The 15,673-nt window shown below is 73.5% G+C and carries 15 protein-coding genes; 11 read left to right on the top strand and 4 right to left on the bottom strand.

Translation table 11 applies throughout. The annotated features are described in order from the left end of the window. Positions 1-46: 46 nt before the first annotated feature. Positions 47-1,597 (top strand): PucR family transcriptional regulator, encoded by a 1,551-nt coding sequence (locus ACH4PY_RS24405; RefSeq protein WP_398186641.1) that lies wholly within the window; start codon positions 47-49, stop codon positions 1,595-1,597. A 21-nt stretch (positions 1,598-1,618) separates the two neighbouring features. Here ACH4PY_RS24405 and ACH4PY_RS24400 read toward each other — a convergent pair whose 3' ends face one another. Further along, on the bottom strand, positions 1,619-2,074 hold the full coding sequence (locus ACH4PY_RS24400) for a CU044_2847 family protein (protein WP_398186638.1): 456 nt from the start codon (positions 2,072-2,074) through the stop codon (positions 1,619-1,621). 252 nt (positions 2,075-2,326) lie between these two features. Here ACH4PY_RS24400 and ACH4PY_RS24395 point away from each other — a divergent pair, with 252 nt between their 5' ends. The 7 genes from ACH4PY_RS24395 to ACH4PY_RS24365 all read left to right on the top strand — a co-directional run bounded on the left by ACH4PY_RS24395 (position 2,327) and on the right by ACH4PY_RS24365 (position 11,356). Continuing rightward, complete coding sequence (locus tag ACH4PY_RS24395) at positions 2,327-3,781, top strand: aldehyde dehydrogenase family protein (protein ID WP_398186636.1); 1,455 nt, start codon at positions 2,327-2,329, stop codon at positions 3,779-3,781. Positions 3,782-3,902: 121 nt separating this feature from the next. Next, entirely contained in the window at positions 3,903-5,825 is a 1,923-nt protein-coding gene (locus ACH4PY_RS24390) for an acyl-CoA dehydrogenase family protein (protein WP_398186633.1), read from the top strand. A 78-nt stretch (positions 5,826-5,903) separates the two neighbouring features. Continuing rightward, on the top strand, positions 5,904-7,157 hold the full coding sequence (gene dxr, locus ACH4PY_RS24385) for a 1-deoxy-D-xylulose-5-phosphate reductoisomerase (protein ID WP_398186630.1): 1,254 nt from the start codon (positions 5,904-5,906) through the stop codon (positions 7,155-7,157). After that, positions 7,154-8,473: a M50 family metallopeptidase gene (locus ACH4PY_RS24380; RefSeq protein ID WP_398186627.1), complete on the top strand. Its 1,320-nt coding sequence runs from the start codon at positions 7,154-7,156 to the stop codon at positions 8,471-8,473. Before dxr ends, ACH4PY_RS24380 begins: the two co-directional genes overlap by 4 nt. A 100-nt stretch (positions 8,474-8,573) precedes the next feature. Continuing rightward, on the top strand, positions 8,574-9,728 hold the full coding sequence (gene ispG, locus ACH4PY_RS24375) for a flavodoxin-dependent (E)-4-hydroxy-3-methylbut-2-enyl-diphosphate synthase (protein WP_398186624.1): 1,155 nt from the start codon (positions 8,574-8,576) through the stop codon (positions 9,726-9,728). A 166-nt stretch (positions 9,729-9,894) separates the two neighbouring features. Beyond that, on the top strand, positions 9,895-10,740 hold the full coding sequence (locus ACH4PY_RS24370) for a GNAT family N-acetyltransferase (protein ID WP_398186622.1): 846 nt from the start codon (positions 9,895-9,897) through the stop codon (positions 10,738-10,740). A gap of 82 nt (positions 10,741-10,822) precedes the next feature. Then, a complete protein-coding gene (locus tag ACH4PY_RS24365; protein ID WP_031521623.1) occupies positions 10,823-11,356 on the top strand; it encodes a GNAT family N-acetyltransferase in 534 nt (177 codons plus the stop codon). Positions 11,357-11,395: 39 nt separating this feature from the next. Here ACH4PY_RS24365 and ACH4PY_RS24360 read toward each other — a convergent pair whose 3' ends face one another. Genes ACH4PY_RS24360 through ACH4PY_RS24350 form a run of 3 tightly spaced genes read right to left on the bottom strand, consistent with a single transcriptional unit; the run spans position 11,396 to position 13,397 of the window. Then, the gene (locus tag ACH4PY_RS24360) at positions 11,396-12,346 is read right to left on the bottom strand and encodes an aminoglycoside phosphotransferase family protein (protein WP_398186617.1); all 951 of its coding nucleotides are present in this window, start codon (positions 12,344-12,346) and stop codon (positions 11,396-11,398) included. A 50-nt stretch (positions 12,347-12,396) separates the two neighbouring features. After that, entirely contained in the window at positions 12,397-12,816 is a 420-nt protein-coding gene (locus tag ACH4PY_RS24355) for a ferritin-like domain-containing protein (protein WP_398186614.1), read from the bottom strand. A gap of 11 nt (positions 12,817-12,827) precedes the next feature. Further along, positions 12,828-13,397: a hypothetical protein gene (locus tag ACH4PY_RS24350; RefSeq protein WP_398186611.1), complete on the bottom strand. Its 570-nt coding sequence runs from the start codon at positions 13,395-13,397 to the stop codon at positions 12,828-12,830. Positions 13,398-13,510: 113 nt separating this feature from the next. Here ACH4PY_RS24350 and rimP point away from each other — a divergent pair, with 113 nt between their 5' ends. The 3 genes from rimP (at position 13,511) to ACH4PY_RS24335 (ending at position 15,520) form a co-directional block, all read left to right on the top strand. Beyond that, positions 13,511-14,092 (top strand): ribosome maturation factor RimP, encoded by a 582-nt coding sequence (gene rimP / locus ACH4PY_RS24345; protein WP_398186609.1) that lies wholly within the window; start codon positions 13,511-13,513, stop codon positions 14,090-14,092. 2 nt (positions 14,093-14,094) lie between these two features. Continuing rightward, a complete protein-coding gene (nusA, locus tag ACH4PY_RS24340; RefSeq protein WP_398186606.1) occupies positions 14,095-15,126 on the top strand; it encodes a transcription termination factor NusA in 1,032 nt (343 codons plus the stop codon). A 112-nt stretch (positions 15,127-15,238) separates the two neighbouring features. Then, complete coding sequence (locus ACH4PY_RS24335) at positions 15,239-15,520, top strand: YlxR family protein (RefSeq protein WP_398186604.1); 282 nt, start codon at positions 15,239-15,241, stop codon at positions 15,518-15,520. The last annotated feature ends 153 nt before the right edge of the window (positions 15,521-15,673 follow it).

Raw genomic sequence — 15,673 nt, 5'->3', positions numbered from 1 at the left:
CACTTCCGGTCGGCCGAACGTCCAGCGATTGCCGGTACTGGTCCGTATGCCCCTCACCCTCGCGTCCCTCGCGCAGCACTCGGCGCTGAAGCTCACCGTTCTCACCGGCGGGGACCGGCTGGACACCGAGGTGCGCTGGGTGCACACCAGCGAGCTGGACGACCCGGGACCGTATCTGGAGGGCGGCGAGCTGCTGCTCACGACGGGGCTCGCGCTCGACGTCGGGGATCCGGAGTCGCTGCGCGGGTACGTGCGGCGGCTGACCGGCGCCCGTGTGGTGGGGCTCGGCTTCGGGGTCGGGGTCGGGCACGACACGGTGCCGGACGCGCTCGTGGAGGCGGCGGCGCAGGCGGGGCTGCCGCTGCTGGAGGTGCCGCGCCGGACGCCGTTCATCGCGATCAGCAAGACCGTCTCGGCCGCGCTGGCCGCCGACCGCTACAAGGCGGTGACCGCGGGCTTCGAGGCCCAGCGGGACCTGACCCGCGCCGCTCTCGCCCCGGACGGCCCCACCGCGCTGCTCGCCCGCCTGGCCGGTCACCTCGACGGTTGGGCCGCGCTCTACGACGCGTCGGGCGCGGTGCTGGCCGCGGCCCCGGAGTGGGCGGGGAAGCGGGCGGCCCGGCTGGGCGCCGACGTGGAGCGGATGCGGGAGATCCAGGGGCCGGCGGGCGCCGCGGTCGCGGGGCCCACGGGGTGCGAGGACCGCGTGGAGATCCAGTCGCTGGGCACCGCGCGCCGCCCGCGCGGCTATCTGGCCGTCGGCACGGAGAGCCGTCTGGACACCTCGGCGCGCTATGTCGTCAACGCGGCGGTCGCGCTGCTGACGCTGTCCCTGGAGCAGTCCCGCACCCTCCAGGAGGCGCACGTCCGGCTGGCCGCCGCGGTGCTGCGGATGCTGCTCGCCGGCGAGGCCGGGCACGCCCGGAGCACCGCGGGCGACCTCTACGGCGCACTGCTCGACCACCCGGTGCGGGTGATGGTCGCCGAGCCCGCGGACGACCGGCTCGGGATCGAGGCGCTGGCCCGGCTCGCCGAGCAGGTGGACGCGACCGCTGCGCGCTCGGGCGAGCCGCTGCTGACCGTCCACGACGGCGCCCGGCTGCTGCTGCTCGCCGCCGAGGACGCCACCGTGCTGGCCGCGGCGGCGGATCTCGCGGAGGCGGAGGACGCGCTGTCGGCGGGGCTGTCGGCGGCGGTGCCGCCGGAGGAGGTCCCGGAGGCGTACCGGCAGGCGGAGCGGGCGCTGGCCGTCGCGGTGCGCCGCGGGCGCAACCTGGTCGAGCACGGCGAGGTCGGGGCGGGTTCGGTGGTGCCGCTGCTCGCGGCCGACGCCGTACGCGCCTTCGCCGAGGGGCTGCTGCGGCCACTGCGGGAGCACGACGCGACGTCCCGGGGCGACCTGGTGGCGTCGCTGCGTGCCTGGCTGTCGCACCACGGGCAGTGGGACGCGGCGGCGGCCGACCTCGGCGTCCACCGGCACACCCTGCGCTACCGGATGCGGCGGGTGGAGGAGATCCTCGGCTGCTCGCTCGACGACCCGGACGTGCGGATGGAGCTGTGGCTCGCCCTGAAGACCGAGGAGGGGACGGACGGCTGAGCAGCCCGCTCCGGGGCGCTGCTACGGCGTCCCGGTGGAGTCGGCCGGATCAGCTGGGTCCACCGGATCCGCCGGGTCCGTGCCCGAGCCGCCCGTAGCCGCCGCCCGCCGGGCCGCCAGGTCCCAGGAGAGCTTCACCGTCAGCCCCGCCTCCGCTCCGGCCTCCGCGATGACGCCGAGCAGCTGGCCGGACTTCACCGCGAGCTTGAGGCCGAACTCGACCTCGAAGGAGTCCGGGGCGCCTGCCGCGCCGCCCTCGGTGACGGTCTCTGCGGCCCACCGGCCGACCGCGCGGACGGTGTCGCGTACGCCGTCGAGGGTGAGGGTGACGGCGGAGCCGGCGGCCGCAGCGCGCGACCGGATGCCGACGTCGCTGAAGGCGCCCGAGTCGTCGGGGTTCTGGAAGGGCACCTGGCCGACGACCTCGGCCCGTACCTCCGTGCCGTCGCCCAGCGCGATCGTGACCGTCTCCGCCATGTGCGTGCCCCCTCCGCCGTCCGGGCGGCCAGGATAGGGGCGGCGGCGGGGCGGCGGGGGCGGCTTCGGCCGGGTTCGCCGGGGGAGGGGACCGGCCGGGGACCGTACCGGACGCGGAGGCGCTGGCCAGAGCGTCACGTGCATGCGCGTCGGTACTCCGCTGTGGACAACATCCGCGCCCGGCCGCGGTGTCTACCGTGGGGCCCGGCGTGCGACACCCCCGACAGGAAGGCGGAACCCACCGTGACGAGCGTGGCGACGGCGGAACCGTACGCGTTCTGGCTGGCCGGCACCCGGGCCACCGGCCGGGACGCCTTCGACGTGACGAGCCCCTGGGACGGCTCGGCCGTCGGCCGGGTGAGTGTGCCGGACGAGGCGCAGGTGGAGGCGGCGGTCGCGGCGGCGGCCGGGGCCCACCGGGCCTTCGAGGCGACCCCGGCGCATGTGCGGGCCGCGGCGCTGGACCACGTCTCGCGGCGGCTGGCCGAGCGCGCCGAGGAGGCCGCGCGGCTGATCACCGCGGAGAACGGCAAGCCGCTGAAGTGGGCCCGCGGCGAGGTCGGCCGCGCGGTGTCGGTCTTCCGCTGGGCGGCGGAGGAGGCCCGCCGCTTCAACGCGGGCGAGGCGCAGCGGCTGGACACCGACCCCGGCGGCGTGGGGCGGCTCGCGCTGACCCGGCGCTTCGGGCACGGGCCGGTGCTGGGCATCGCACCGTTCAACTTCCCGCTGAACCTGGTGGCGCACAAGGTCGCCCCGGCGCTCGCGGCGGGCGTCCCGATCATCGTCAAGCCCGCGCCCGCGACCCCGCTGTCCGCGCTGCTGCTCGGTGAGATCCTGGCGGAGACCGAGGGGCTGCCGGCGGGCGCGTGGAGCGTGCTGCCGGTGCCGAACGACCGGATGCCCGCACTGGTGCAGGACCCGCGGCTGCCGGTGATCTCCTTCACCGGCTCCGACACGGTGGGCCACGCCATCGCCGACTCGGTGCCGCGCAAGCACGTCACGCTGGAGCTGGGCGGCAACGCGGCGGCCGTGGTGCTGGCCGACTGGTCCTCGGAGGAGGACCTGGAGTGGGCGGCGTCGCGCATCGCGACCTTCGCGAACTACCAGGGCGGCCAGTCCTGCATCTCGGTGCAGCGGGTCGTCGCCGACGCGGCCGTCTACGACGCGCTGGCCGAGCGCGTCGTGGCGAAGGTCCGGGCCCAGGCCACCGGCGACCCGTCCGACGCCGCGACCGACGTCGGCCCGCTGGTGAGCGAGGCCGCGGCGGTACGGGTCGCGCAGTGGGTGGACGACGCCGTGGCCAAGGGCGCGACGCTGCTGGCCGGCGGCAGCCGGGACGGCGCGAGCTACGCGCCCACCGTGCTGGCCGACCTGCCGCCGGACGCGGTGCTGGCCACCGAGGAGGTGTTCGGGCCCGTGCTGTCACTGCACCGGGTGAACGGCGCCGACGAGGCCTTCGCCGCCGTCAACGACTCCCGGTTCGGCCTCCAGGCCGGGGTCTTCACGCACGACCTGCGGCTGGCCTTCCGCGCCCACCGCGAACTGGAGGTCGGCGGCGTGGTCATCGGCGACGCGCCCTCCTACCGCGCCGACCAGATGCCGTACGGCGGGGTGAAGGACTCCGGCAGCGGGCGCGAGGGCGTGCGCTTCGCGATGGAGGACTACACCTACGAGCGGGTCCTGGTGCTCACCGGCCTGGATCTGTGAGGGCTCCCCGCCGCGGGCGGCGGGCGGGGCGCTGACGGCTCGTCTGGTGAGGTTGCCGGAATTCGGGTAGTACGGACTGGTAGCACCGGTTGGGAACCGGCTACCCGGAGGTGACGCACCCGTGTCCGCACCCGCCACAGCACCCAAGGTCACCGAGCGTGAGGCCCGTCAGGTCGCAGAGGCCGCCCGCGAGCAGGACTGGCACAAGCCGAGCTTCGCCAAGGAGATGTTCCTCGGCCGTTTCCGGCTCGACCTGATCCACCCGTATCCGCAGCCCGCGCCGGAAGCCGCGGCCAGGGGCGAGGAGTTCCTGGCCCGGCTGCGGGAGTTCTGCGAGACGTCGGTGGACGGCGCCCTCATCGACCGCGAGGCCCGCATCCCGGACGAGACGATCCGCGGCCTGAAGGAACTGGGCGCCCTCGGGATGAAGATCGACCCCGCGTACGGCGGCCTCGGCCTCACCCAGGTGTACTACAACAAGGCCCTGGCCCTGGTGGGCTCGGCGAGCCCCGCGGTCGGCGCGCTGCTGTCGGCCCACCAGTCGATCGGCGTACCGCAGCCGGTGAAGATGTTCGGCACCGAGGAGCAGAAGCAGGCTTTCCTGCCGCGCTGCGCCCGCACCGACATCAGCGCCTTCCTGCTCACCGAGCCCGACGTCGGCTCGGACCCCGCCAGGCTCGCCACCCAGGCGGTGCCCGACGGCGACGACTACGTGCTGGACGGCGTGAAGCTGTGGACCACCAACGGCGTCGTGGCCGACCTGCTGGTCGTCATGGCCCGCGTCCCGGAGTCCGAGGGGCACAAGGGCGGCATCTCGGCCTTCGTCGTCGAGGCCGACTCGCCGGGCATCACCGTGGAGCACCGCAACGCCTTCATGGGGCTGCGCGGTATCGAGAACGGTGTCACGCGCTTCCACCAGGTGCGGGTCCCCGCCGCGAACCGCATCGGGCCCGAGGGCGCCGGGCTGAAGATCGCCCTGACCACCCTGAACACCGGGCGGCTGTCGCTGCCCGCGGGCTGCGTCGGCGCCGCCAAGTGGTGCCTGAGGATCGCCCGCGAGTGGTCCGCCGCCCGCGAGCAGTGGGGCAGGCCCATCGGGCGGCACGAAGCGGTCGGCTCCAAGATCGCGTACATCGCCGCGACGACCTTCGCGCTGGAGGCGGTGCTCGACCTGTCCTCGCAGATGGCCGACGAGGACCGCAACGACATCCGGATCGAGGCCGCCCTCGCCAAGCTCTACGGCTCGGAGGCCGCCTGCCGGATCGCCGACGAGCTGGTGCAGATCCGCGGCGGGCGCGGCTTCGAGACCGCCGACTCGCTCGCGGCGCGCGGGGAGCGCGCGGTGCCCGCCGAGCAGTTGCTGCGCGACCTGCGGATCAACCGCATCTTCGAGGGCTCCACCGAGATCATGCACCTGCTGATCGCCCGGGAGGCCGTCGACGCCCACCTGTCGGTGGCCGGCGACCTCATCGACCCGGACACCTCGCTCGGCGACAAGGCGCGCGCCGGTGCCAAGGCCGGCGGCTTTTACGCGAAGTGGCTGCCCAAGCTCGTCGCCGGGCCGGGGCAGCTGCCGAACGCGTACGCCGAGTTCGACGGCCTGGCCACGCACCTGCGGTACGCCGAGCGGGGCTGCCGCAAGCTGGCCCGCTGCACCTTCTACGCCATGTCGCGGTGGCAGGGCCGGATGGAGACCAAGCAGAACTTCCTGGCCCGGATCGTCGACATCGGCGCCGAGCTGTTCGCGATCAGCGCCGCGTGCGTGCGCGCCCAGCACCTGGCCGCGAGCAGCGACCACGGGCCCCAGGCCCGGCTGCTGGCCGACACCTTCTGCCGGCAGGCGCGGATCCGCACCGACGAGCTGTTCGCCCGGCTGTGGACCAACACCGACGGGCCGGACCGCGCCCTGACCCGGGCGGTGCTCGGCGGCGACACCGAGTGGCTGGAGGCGGGCGTCGTCGACCCCAGCCGCGAGGGGCCGTGGATCGCGGACGCGACGCCGGGCCCGTCGCAGACCCCTGACGTGCACCGGTCGCTGCGCTGAGCTGCGGCTGCCGCGGGTTGTCCACAGGGAGTGCGGGGTGCTGGACGCGGGGTGCTCCGCGCACGACACAATGGCCCCATGACGGACGCTCTCGCAGACCCGCACTACCGCCCGCACGTCACCGGCGACCCGGCGGACGGCCCCCGCGACATCGTGATCCTCGGCTCCACCGGATCCATCGGCACCCAGGCGATCGACCTGGTGCTGCGCAACCCGGACCGCTTCCGTGTGACGGCGCTCTCCGCCGCCGGAAGCCGGGTCGAGCTGCTCGCCGAGCAGGCGCACCGGCTCGGGGTACGCACCGTCGCCGTCTCCGACGAGGCCGCCGTCGGCCCGCTGCGTGAGGCACTCGCCGGGCAGTACGGCGCGGGGGCCGTACTGCCGGAGATCCTCGCGGGGCCGGAGGCCGCCACGCAGGTCGCGAGCCTGGAGTGCCACTCCGTGCTCAACGGCATCACCGGCTCGATCGGCCTGCGCCCGACGCTGGCCGCGCTGGAGGCCGGGCGGGTGCTGGTGCTGGCCAACAAGGAGTCCCTGATCGTCGGCGGCCCGCTGGTCAAGGCGCTCGCGAAGCCGGGCCAGATCGTGCCGGTCGACTCCGAGCACTCCGCGCTCTTCCAGGCGCTGATGTCCGGCCGCCGCGAGGAGGTGCGCAAGCTGCTGGTGACCGCCTCCGGCGGCCCCTTCCGCGGCCGCAGCCGCGCGGAGCTGGCCCATGTCACCCCGGCCGACGCGCTCGCCCATCCCACGTGGGCCATGGGCCCGGTCATCACCGTCAACTCCGCGACACTCGTCAACAAGGGCCTCGAGGTGATCGAGGCGCACCTGCTGTACGACGTGCCGTTCGACCGCATCGAGGTCGTCGTGCACCCGCAGTCCTACATCCACTCCATGGTCGAGTTCGTCGACGGCTCCACGATCGCGCAGGCCGGGCCGCCGGACATGAAGGTGCCGATCGCGCTCGGCCTGGGCTGGCCGGACCGGGTGCCGGACGCCGCCCCCGCCTTCGACTGGTCCCAGGCCATGTCGTGGGAGTTCTTCCCGCTCGACGACGAGGCGTTTCCCTCGGTCGCGCTGGCCCGCCACGTGGGTAGTCTCGGGGGCACCGCGCCCGCGGTGTTCAACGCGGCCAACGAGGAGTGCGTGGACGCCTTCCTCGCGGGCCGGCTGCCGTTCACCGGCATCGTGGACACCGTCGCGAAGGTCGTCGAGGAGCACGGCACACCCGGGACGGGAACTTCCCTGACGGTCGAGGACGTCCTGGAAGCGGAGGCCTGGGCACGCGCCCGGGCGGTGGAACTGGCCCAGGCAACGGAGGCAGCACGCGTATGACCGGTCTCATGACGGTCCTCGGCATAGTGGTCTTCGCCGTCGGCCTGATGGTCTCCATCGCCTGGCACGAGCTGGGGCACCTGTCCACGGCCAAGCTCTTCAAGATCCGGGTCACGCAGTACATGGTCGGCTTCGGCCCGACGGTGTGGTCCCGCAAGAAGGGCGAGACGGAGTACGGTTTCAAGGCCGTCCCGCTGGGCGGCTACATCCGCATGATCGGCATGTTCCCGCCCGGTGAGGACGGGCGGATCACCGCCCGCTCCACGTCGCCGTGGCGCAGCATGATCGAGGACGCCCGCTCGGCGGCCTTCGAGGAGCTGCAGCCGGGCGACGAGACGCGGCTGTTCTACACGCGCAAGCCGTGGAAGCGCGTCATCGTGATGTTCGCCGGCCCGTTCATGAACCTGATCCTGGCCTTCGGCCTCGCGCTGTCGGTCTTCATGGGCATCGGCGTGGCCAAGGACACCACCACCGTCGCCTCCGTCAGCGACTGCGTGATCGCGCAGACCGACGTGGCCAAGCGCGACGCGGACAACCCGTGCCAGGCGACCGACCGGGTGGCGCCCGCCAAGCTCGCGGGACTCCGGCCCGGCGACCGCTTCCTGGAGTTCAACGGACGCCCCGTCAAGGACTGGGCGCAGCTCTCCCAGGACATCCGCACGGGCGTCGGCCAGGCCACCATCGTCGTCGAGCGCGACGGCAAGCGCGTCACGCTGCACCCGGTGATCACCACCAACGAGGTCCCGAAGACCGACAGCGACGGGCAGCCGACGGACCACGGCACCGTCATCGCGGGCTTCCTCGGCTTCAGCCCCGCCAGCCAGATCTCCCCGCTGAGCTTCACTGGCTCGGTGAACTACATGGGCGACATGGCCCGGCAGGGCGTCGACTCGCTGCTGCGGCTCCCGCAGCGCATCCCGGACCTGTGGCGAGCCACCTTCGAGGGCGCCCCGCGCAAGGCCGACTCGCCGATGGGCGTGGTGGGCGCGGCCCGTGTCGGCGGCGAGGTCTTCTCGCTGCACGAACCGGCCATCGACCGCATCGCCACCATGGTGATCCTCGTCGCGGGCTTCAACCTGTCGTTGTTCCTGTTCAACATGCTTCCGCTGCTGCCGCTGGACGGCGGACACGTGGCGGGGGCGCTGTGGGAGTCGCTGCGGCGGCACACCGCCCGGGTCTTCCGCAAGCCCGACCCGGGGCCGTTCGATGTGGCGAAGCTCATGCCTGTCGCCTACGTCGTCGCCGGCATCTTCGTGTGCTTCACGCTGCTGGTTCTCATCGCCGACGTGGTGAACCCCGTCAAACTCAGTTCCTGATGTCCCGAGCCGGGTGAGCCGCGGGGAGCGGGTGACGTAATCTCGACCCCGGAGCCCGCCCACGCCGGGACTTGTGCCACACCATGGGGATGCCACGCAGATGACAGCGATTTCGCTCGGTATGCCGGATGTTCCGATCAAGCTCGCCGACCGCCGCAAGAGCCGTCAGATCCAGGTCGGCAGCGTCGCCGTGGGCGGTGACGCTCCGGTTTCCGTGCAGTCCATGACCACCACCCGGACCTCCGACATCGGTGCCACACTGCAGCAGATCGCCGAGCTGACCGCCTCCGGCTGCCAGATCGTCCGGGTGGCCTGCCCGACCCAGGACGACGCGGACGCCCTGTCCACGATCGCCCGCAAGTCGCAGATCCCGGTGATCGCCGACATCCACTTCCAGCCGAAGTACGTCTTCGCCGCGATCGACGCCGGCTGCGCCGCGGTCCGCGTGAACCCCGGCAACATCAAGCAGTTCGACGACAAGGTACGGGAGATCGCCAAGGCCGCCTCCGGCGCCGGGGTGCCGATCCGCATCGGCGTCAACGCGGGCTCCCTCGACAGGCGCCTGCTGGAGAAGTACGGCAAGGCCACCCCCGAGGCGCTGTGCGAGTCCGCGCTGTGGGAGGCGTCGCTCTTCGAGGAGCACGGCTTCCGCGACATCAAGATCTCGGTCAAGCACAACGACCCGGTCGTCATGGTCAACGCCTACCGGCTGCTGGCCGAGAAGTGCGACTACCCGCTGCACCTCGGCGTCACCGAGGCGGGCCCGGCCTTCCAGGGCACCATCAAGTCGGCGGTCGCCTTCGGTGCGCTGCTGTCGGAGGGCATCGGCGACACCATCCGCGTGTCGCTGTCCGCGCCGCCGGCCGAGGAGGTCAAGGTCGGCATCCAGATCCTGGAGTCGCTCGGCCTGCGCCAGCGGCGGCTGGAGATCGTCTCCTGCCCGTCCTGCGGCCGCGCCCAGGTCGATGTCTACAAGCTCGCCGAGGAGGTCACCGCCGGCCTGGAGGGCATGGAGGTGCCGCTGCGCGTCGCCGTCATGGGCTGTGTCGTCAACGGTCCCGGCGAGGCCCGTGAGGCCGACCTCGGTGTCGCGTCCGGCAACGGCAAGGGCCAGATCTTCGTCAAGGGCGAGGTCATCAAGACCGTGCCGGAGTCGAAGATCGTGGAGACCCTGATCGACGAGGCCATGAAACTCGCCGACCAGATGAAGGACGCCGGTGTGGCCTCCGGCGAGCCCCAGGTGAGCGTGTCCTGACCGGCACCCTCCCGCACCGGGCCGCACGGCCCGCCCGCCGCTCCCGTCCCGCCCCGCGCCCGCCTGCGGCCCGCGCGGGGTGGGGCACACCCGGGCGGGGTAAAGTGCGCACTCCACCCCACGCCTGCGGCAGCGGCCCACGGGCCGAAGACGGTGAGGCCCCCACGTGCTGACCCACTCGACAGCCCGCGTCCTGGAACCGGGTGACCTCGACGCCGCCCTCGCGGTGCTGCACCGCGAACCGGTCGCCAACGCGTTCGTCACCTCCCGGGTCAACATCGCCGGGCTCGACCCGTGGCGGCTCGGCGGCGAGATGTGGGGCTGGTACGAGGCCGGGCGGCTGGTCTCGCTGTGCTACGCGGGCGCCAACCTCGTCCCCATCTGCGCCACCCCCGAGGCGGTCGCCGCCTTCGCCGAACGCGCCCGCAGATCCGGCCGCCGCTGCTCGTCCGTCGTCGGCCCTGCCGGACCCACCGCCGACCTGTGGGCCCGGCTGGAGCCGCACTGGGGCCCGGCCCGTGAGGTGCGCCGCCACCAGCCGCTCATGACGACCCGCTCGCTGCCCGCGGACGTCGCGCCGGACCCGCTGGTGCGCCGGGTGCGCAAGGACGAGATGGACGTGATCATGCCGGCGTGCGTGGCGATGTTCACCGAGGAGGTCGGCGTCTCCCCGCTGGCCGGCGACGGCGGGCTGCTCTACCAGGCGCGGGTCGCCGAACTGGTCTCCAACGGGCGGGCGTTCGCGCGGATCGAGGACGGCCAGGTGGTCTTCAAGGCGGAGATCGGCGCCGTCACCCGGCAGACCTGCCAGATCCAGGGCGTCTGGGTGGCCCCCGCGCACCGCGGCAGGCGGCTGTCCGAGACGGGCATGGCCGCCGTCCTGAGCTACGCGCTGCGCGACGTGGCGCCGGTCGTCAGCCTCTACGTCAACGACTTCAACACCCCGGCGCGCGCCGCCTACGAGCGGGTCGGCTTCACCGAGGTCGGCTCGTTCATGTCGGTGCTCTTCTAGGGTGCGTCCGCGTCTCGTCCGGCGGCGGCGCTGGCCTGCGCGATCATGGGCCGGGCGGGACGGCGGGGTAGTCTCCGGGCCCATGGAGAACGTGGTGGTCGAGCCGGCCGATCTCGCCGCGCATGTCGACGAGGCCCTCGCCGTCCAGGCCGTCGCCTTCGGGCTCGGGCCCGAGGAGGTGGCCATCCGGCGGCAGATCGTGCTGCGGCACCTGGCCGACCCCGGCGCTCGGGCCCTCACCGCGCACACCCCCGGCGGCCGCATCGTCGGCTTCGTCTACGGACTGCCCAACGACCGCGGCCACTGGTGGTCCAGCGTCGTGCAGCCGTACCTGCGCCGGGAGGGCAACGACGGCTGGCTGGACGACTCCTTCGTGATCACCGAGCTGCACGTGCTCCCCGACTTCCAGGGCCGGGGCCTGGGCCGCGCCCTGATCACCGCGCTCACCGACGCCGCGAGCGAGCCGCGCAGCATCCTGTCGGCCATCGACGCCGACACCCCCGCCCGGCACCTTTACCACGCGCTCGGCTACCGCGATCTGGCCCGCCCGGTCCACTTTCCCAGCGCCGCCCGCCCGTACGCCGTGATGGGCGCCCCGCTGCCGCTGCTGCGCTGAGCCGTACGCACACCTGTCGGCAGGCCCAGGCCCGTACCGCTAGAGCCAGCTCGCGAACTCCAGCAGCAGCTCGCCGTCCTCGCGCCCGCCGACGGACAGGTACCACACGCCCGCCTCGACGGCGCGGAAGACGGACCAGCCGCGCAGCCGCTCCGCGTCCACCTCCAGGGCGTCGGCGAGCTTCGCGATCCGGCGCCGCGCTGTGCTGCGCGAACCCGGCTGCGCGGCGAGTGTCGACAGCCGGTCCCTGGCCAGCCACGCCAGGTCGAACGCCCGCTCCCCGACCAGCGGTTTGGGGTCGATGGCCAGCCACGGCACCCGCTCACCGGCCAGCACGTTGCCCTGGTGGTAGTCGCCGTGCAGCAGCACCGTCTCCACCTCGCCCGCGGAGCCCGCGAGTTCGGCCTGCGCCGCCAGCGCCTCGTCGATCAGCGGCGCTGCGTCGGCCGCCCAGGGCGCCGCGCGGCGGCCGCGCAGCAGCTCCGCCAGCTCGCCGGTCATCGCGGAAACGACACGGAACGGGTGGTCCGCGGCGGGCGGCACCCACAGCCGCTGCAGCACCTCCTCGGCCTCCAGCAGCGCCTTGGCCTCGGCCAGCGAGCGCAGCGACACATCGGCCTGCAGCCGCTCCAGCAGCATCGCGCCCTCGTCCGGATCGGCCCGCAGCAGGCGTACGGCGCCCCGCCCGTTCCAGTGCGCCAGCGCGGCGTGCTCGTGCTCGGTCTCCCGGTTGACCATGCCGACCTTGAGCACCGCCGGGTCGCCCTCCGCGGTGCGCACCAGCAGGATCATGCTGATCTGGCCGCCGGCCGCGACGACCCGCTCCACCGTCAGCTCCCAGCGGGTGAGCAGCCGGGCCACCCGGCCGGGCAGCTGCGCGAGCCACTCCCGGCCCGCCTCGCCCTCCCAGGCGGTGACCGTACGCACCAGCCGCTCCGGCGGCTGCGGGCCGTCGGCGGACGGCTGACTATGGTGCGCTGCTGAACCCATTCGCTCTGCCCTGCCCTCCGTGCGGCCCGTCGCTCGCCCGGCGGGCGCGGTCAGCCGCGTTCCGCCAGACCCGGGAAGGCTACGCTGCCGCCGCGCCACCGTACGGCACGCACCGCCGCGTCACGCATCGCCGATGCCGCGTCCTGCCGCAGGCCGCCCAGCGCGGTGCGCACCACGTCTCCGTAGGCGCCCGCCACGTGCTCCTCGATGGAGGCCGCGAGCCTGGCCGCGGATTCCGGCCCGGTCACGGCGAAGGGCAGCGTGTATCCGGCCGGCTCGGCGGCGGGCCGGGCGCCGAGGTCGGTGACCGTGCGGACCAGGGCGTCGCGGCGCGCGCGGTGGGCGTCGTAGGCCTGCCGCGCGTCGTCCTGCCGGGAGCCGGTCAGGTGGCCGCCGACGACGCCGTAGCCGTACACCGCGGCGTATTCGGCGGCCAGCGCCGCCTGCGCCGCGTCGATGACCGCGTTCACCGATCCACCCCTCAGCCCTCGTCCCCGTCGTCGCTCGCGGTCCCGTGCCCGCCCTTGCCGTCCTGGTCGTCCTTGCCCGCCCTGACCGTTTCGGGGGCCTTGCCGCTCAGCAGCGCCGCATGGCCCGCACCGCAGGCCGCGGCGGACGCCAGCAGCCGGGCCAGTCCGCCCGGCACGGTCAGCAGCGCGGCCGCCCTGGCGTCGGCGAGCTTGCGCTCGGCGGCCGCCAGCGCGGCGAGCGCCTTGGCGGGCGTGGCCGCCGCTGCGGCGGCGGGAGAAGCCGGAGCGGCGGGCAGGCGGCCGCCGAAGGCCTCGACGTGCCGGGCGACCTCGTCCCGCAGCGGGGCCAGCCGGGCAGTGAGCGAGGGGTGCGCCGCCACGGCGGCGTCGTACCGTCCCGCCAGTTCCACGCTGTCGCGCGCGGCCCCGGCCTGCTCCGCCGCGCCGGGCACGGCCGCCTGCCGCGCGCCGCCCTTGCCGTCGGCGCCGGTCGTGTGCGCCGAGCACCCGGTGCCGACCGCCGCGACCGCCGCCGCCATCACGCTCCGCCTGCTCAGCCGAGCCGCCGCCTCCGGGATCATGGAGGGAGTGTACGGGGGCCGAAGTGGCGCGGTGCGCCGCCCCGGCTCGGGTAGCCTTGCCTTTACACACGACCTTCCACCACAACAGCACACGCGGCCGAGGAGTCACCCGGATGAGCACCACCCAGAGCGAGAGGCTGCGCGCGCTGTTCGAGCCGCTCGTCGACAAAGCGGGCCTCGAACTGGAGGAGGTCACGCTGAGTGCCTCCGGCCGTCGCCGCCAGCTGCTGGTCGTGGTGGATTCCGAGGAGGGCGTCCAGCTCGACGCGGTGGCCGAGATCAGCCGCTCGCTGTCGCAGGCGCTGGACGCCTCGGACGTGATGGGCGAGGCGGAGTACGTCCTGGAGGTCACCTCGCCGGGCACCGACCGGCCGCTGACCGAGCCCCGGCACTTCCGGCGCAACACCGGGCGGCTGGTGAAGCTGGCGCTCAAGGAGCGCGGCGAGCTGATCGCACGGATCATGGCGGTGGACGAGACGGGTCTCGACCTGGAGGTGCCGGGCGTCAAGGGCCGCAAGCCCAAGCCCGCCCGAGCGGACTTCGCGGAGATCGCGAAGGCCCGGGTCGAGGTCGAGTTCACCCGCCGTGACGGCGCGCCCGAGGACGCCGACGGCGACACGGACCTCGACGGCGACGACCTCGACAGCGACACCGATACCGACAGCGACATCGACGAGACGACCGAGGAGGCGTAGCCGTGGACATCGACATGAAGGCCCTGCGGGGTCTGGTGCAGGAGCGGCAGATCTCGTTCGACCTGCTGGTCGAGGCCATCGAGTCGGCGCTGCTGATCGCCTACCACCGCGAGCCCGGCAGCCACCGGCGCGCCCGGGTGGAGCTCGACCGCACCAGCGGACACGTCACGGTGTGGGCCACCGAGGAGCCGGACGAGGTCGCCGAGGGCGCCGAGCCCCGCGCGTTCGACGACACCCCCTCGGGCTTCGGCCGCATCGCCGCGTCGACCGCCAAGCAGGTGATCCTGCAGCGGCTGCGCGACGCCGAGGACGACGTGACGTTCGGCGAGTACGCCGGCCGCGAGGGCGACATCGTCACCGGTGTCGTCCAGCAGGGCAAGGACCCCAAGAACGTCCTGGTCGACATCGGCAAGCTGGAGGCCCTGCTGCCGGTGCAGGAGCAGGTCCCCGGCGAGGAGTACAAGCACGGCACCCGGCTGCGCACGTACGTCGTACGGGTGGCCAAGGGTGTCCGTGGGCCGCAGGTCACCCTGTCGCGCACGCACCCCAATCTGGTGAAGAAGCTCTTCGCGCTGGAGGTGCCGGAGATCGCCGACGGCTCGGTGACCATCGAGGCCATCGCGCGTGAGGCCGGCCACCGCACCAAGATCGCGGTCCGCTCGGCGCGCTCCGGGCTCAACGCCAAGGGCGCCTGCATCGGCCCGATGGGCGCCCGGGTGCGCGCGGTGATGGCCGAGTTGAACGGCGAGAAGATCGACATCGTCGACTGGTCGGACGACCCGGCCGAGATGGTGGCGAACGCGCTGTCACCCGCCCGGGTGTCCCGGGTCGAGGTGGTGGACGCGGGCGCCCGCTCCGCACGGGTGACGGTGCCCGACTACCAGCTGTCCCTGGCCATCGGCAAGGAGGGCCAGAACGCGCGGCTCGCCGCCCGGCTCACCGGCTGGCGGATCGACATCCGTCCCGACACCGAGGGCACCGAGCAGCCGCCGTCCGGCGGCCAGTCACCGGTGCAGTCGCGTCCGGAAGGCTGAAACCCGCCCCTGCGCGGCCGGATCACGTGCTCCGCGGGGCGAACCAGAAACGAACAGCCGTACGTGGGCGTACTCGAAGGAGTGACGTCCGTGCGGGGAGGTAGACTAAAGAGTGTCTGGTCGGACGCTGTCGCCAGCATGCCCGGAGCGTACGTGCGTCGGGTGCCGTCAGCGAGCGGCCAAGAGCGAACTGCTGCGTGTGGTGAGGAGCGGGGACGCGTGCGTCCCCGATCGTCGCGGTACGCTGCCCGGTCGGGGTGCGTATGTGCATCCCGCCCTTGCCTGCCTCGACCTGGCGGTACGCCGCCGGGCGTTCGGCCGGGCCTTCAAAAGCCCGGTGGCGCCCGACACCGCGGAAGTGCGCCGGTTTGTCGAGCAGCAGGCAGCCCCGTAAGAAGTGCAGTGAAGAAGTACGGCACGGGCCCGTCCCGTGCGATCAGGTACCTCGCGAGATGGAAGTAGGTCGAGATTGCGATGAGCACTCGATGAGTACGCGATGAGTACGCCCATGAAGTAGCGACGGTCCGGTGGACACCCCGGACCTAAA

The organism is Streptomyces sp. NPDC021224 (assembly GCF_044332905.1).
GTDB lineage: Bacteria > Actinomycetota > Actinomycetes > Streptomycetales > Streptomycetaceae > Actinacidiphila.
This window is presented reverse-complemented; position numbering and strand designations above follow the sequence as displayed.

Coding starts and splice junctions, on each gene's coding strand:
- ACH4PY_RS24405 (WP_398186641.1), top strand. CDS start 47: ATGCCCCTCACCCTCGCGTCCCTCGCGCAGCACTCGGCGCTGAAGCTC.
- ACH4PY_RS24400 (WP_398186638.1), bottom strand. CDS start 2,074: ATGGCGGAGACGGTCACGATCGCGCTGGGCGACGGCACGGAGGTACGG.
- dxr (WP_398186630.1), top strand. CDS start 5,904: ATGACGGACGCTCTCGCAGACCCGCACTACCGCCCGCACGTCACCGGC.
- ACH4PY_RS24380 (WP_398186627.1), top strand. CDS start 7,154: ATGACCGGTCTCATGACGGTCCTCGGCATAGTGGTCTTCGCCGTCGGC.
- ispG (WP_398186624.1), top strand. CDS start 8,574: ATGACAGCGATTTCGCTCGGTATGCCGGATGTTCCGATCAAGCTCGCC.
- ACH4PY_RS24365 (WP_031521623.1), top strand. CDS start 10,823: ATGGAGAACGTGGTGGTCGAGCCGGCCGATCTCGCCGCGCATGTCGAC.
- ACH4PY_RS24360 (WP_398186617.1), bottom strand. CDS start 12,346: ATGGGTTCAGCAGCGCACCATAGTCAGCCGTCCGCCGACGGCCCGCAG.
- ACH4PY_RS24350 (WP_398186611.1), bottom strand. CDS start 13,397: ATGATCCCGGAGGCGGCGGCTCGGCTGAGCAGGCGGAGCGTGATGGCG.
- rimP (WP_398186609.1), top strand. CDS start 13,511: ATGAGCACCACCCAGAGCGAGAGGCTGCGCGCGCTGTTCGAGCCGCTC.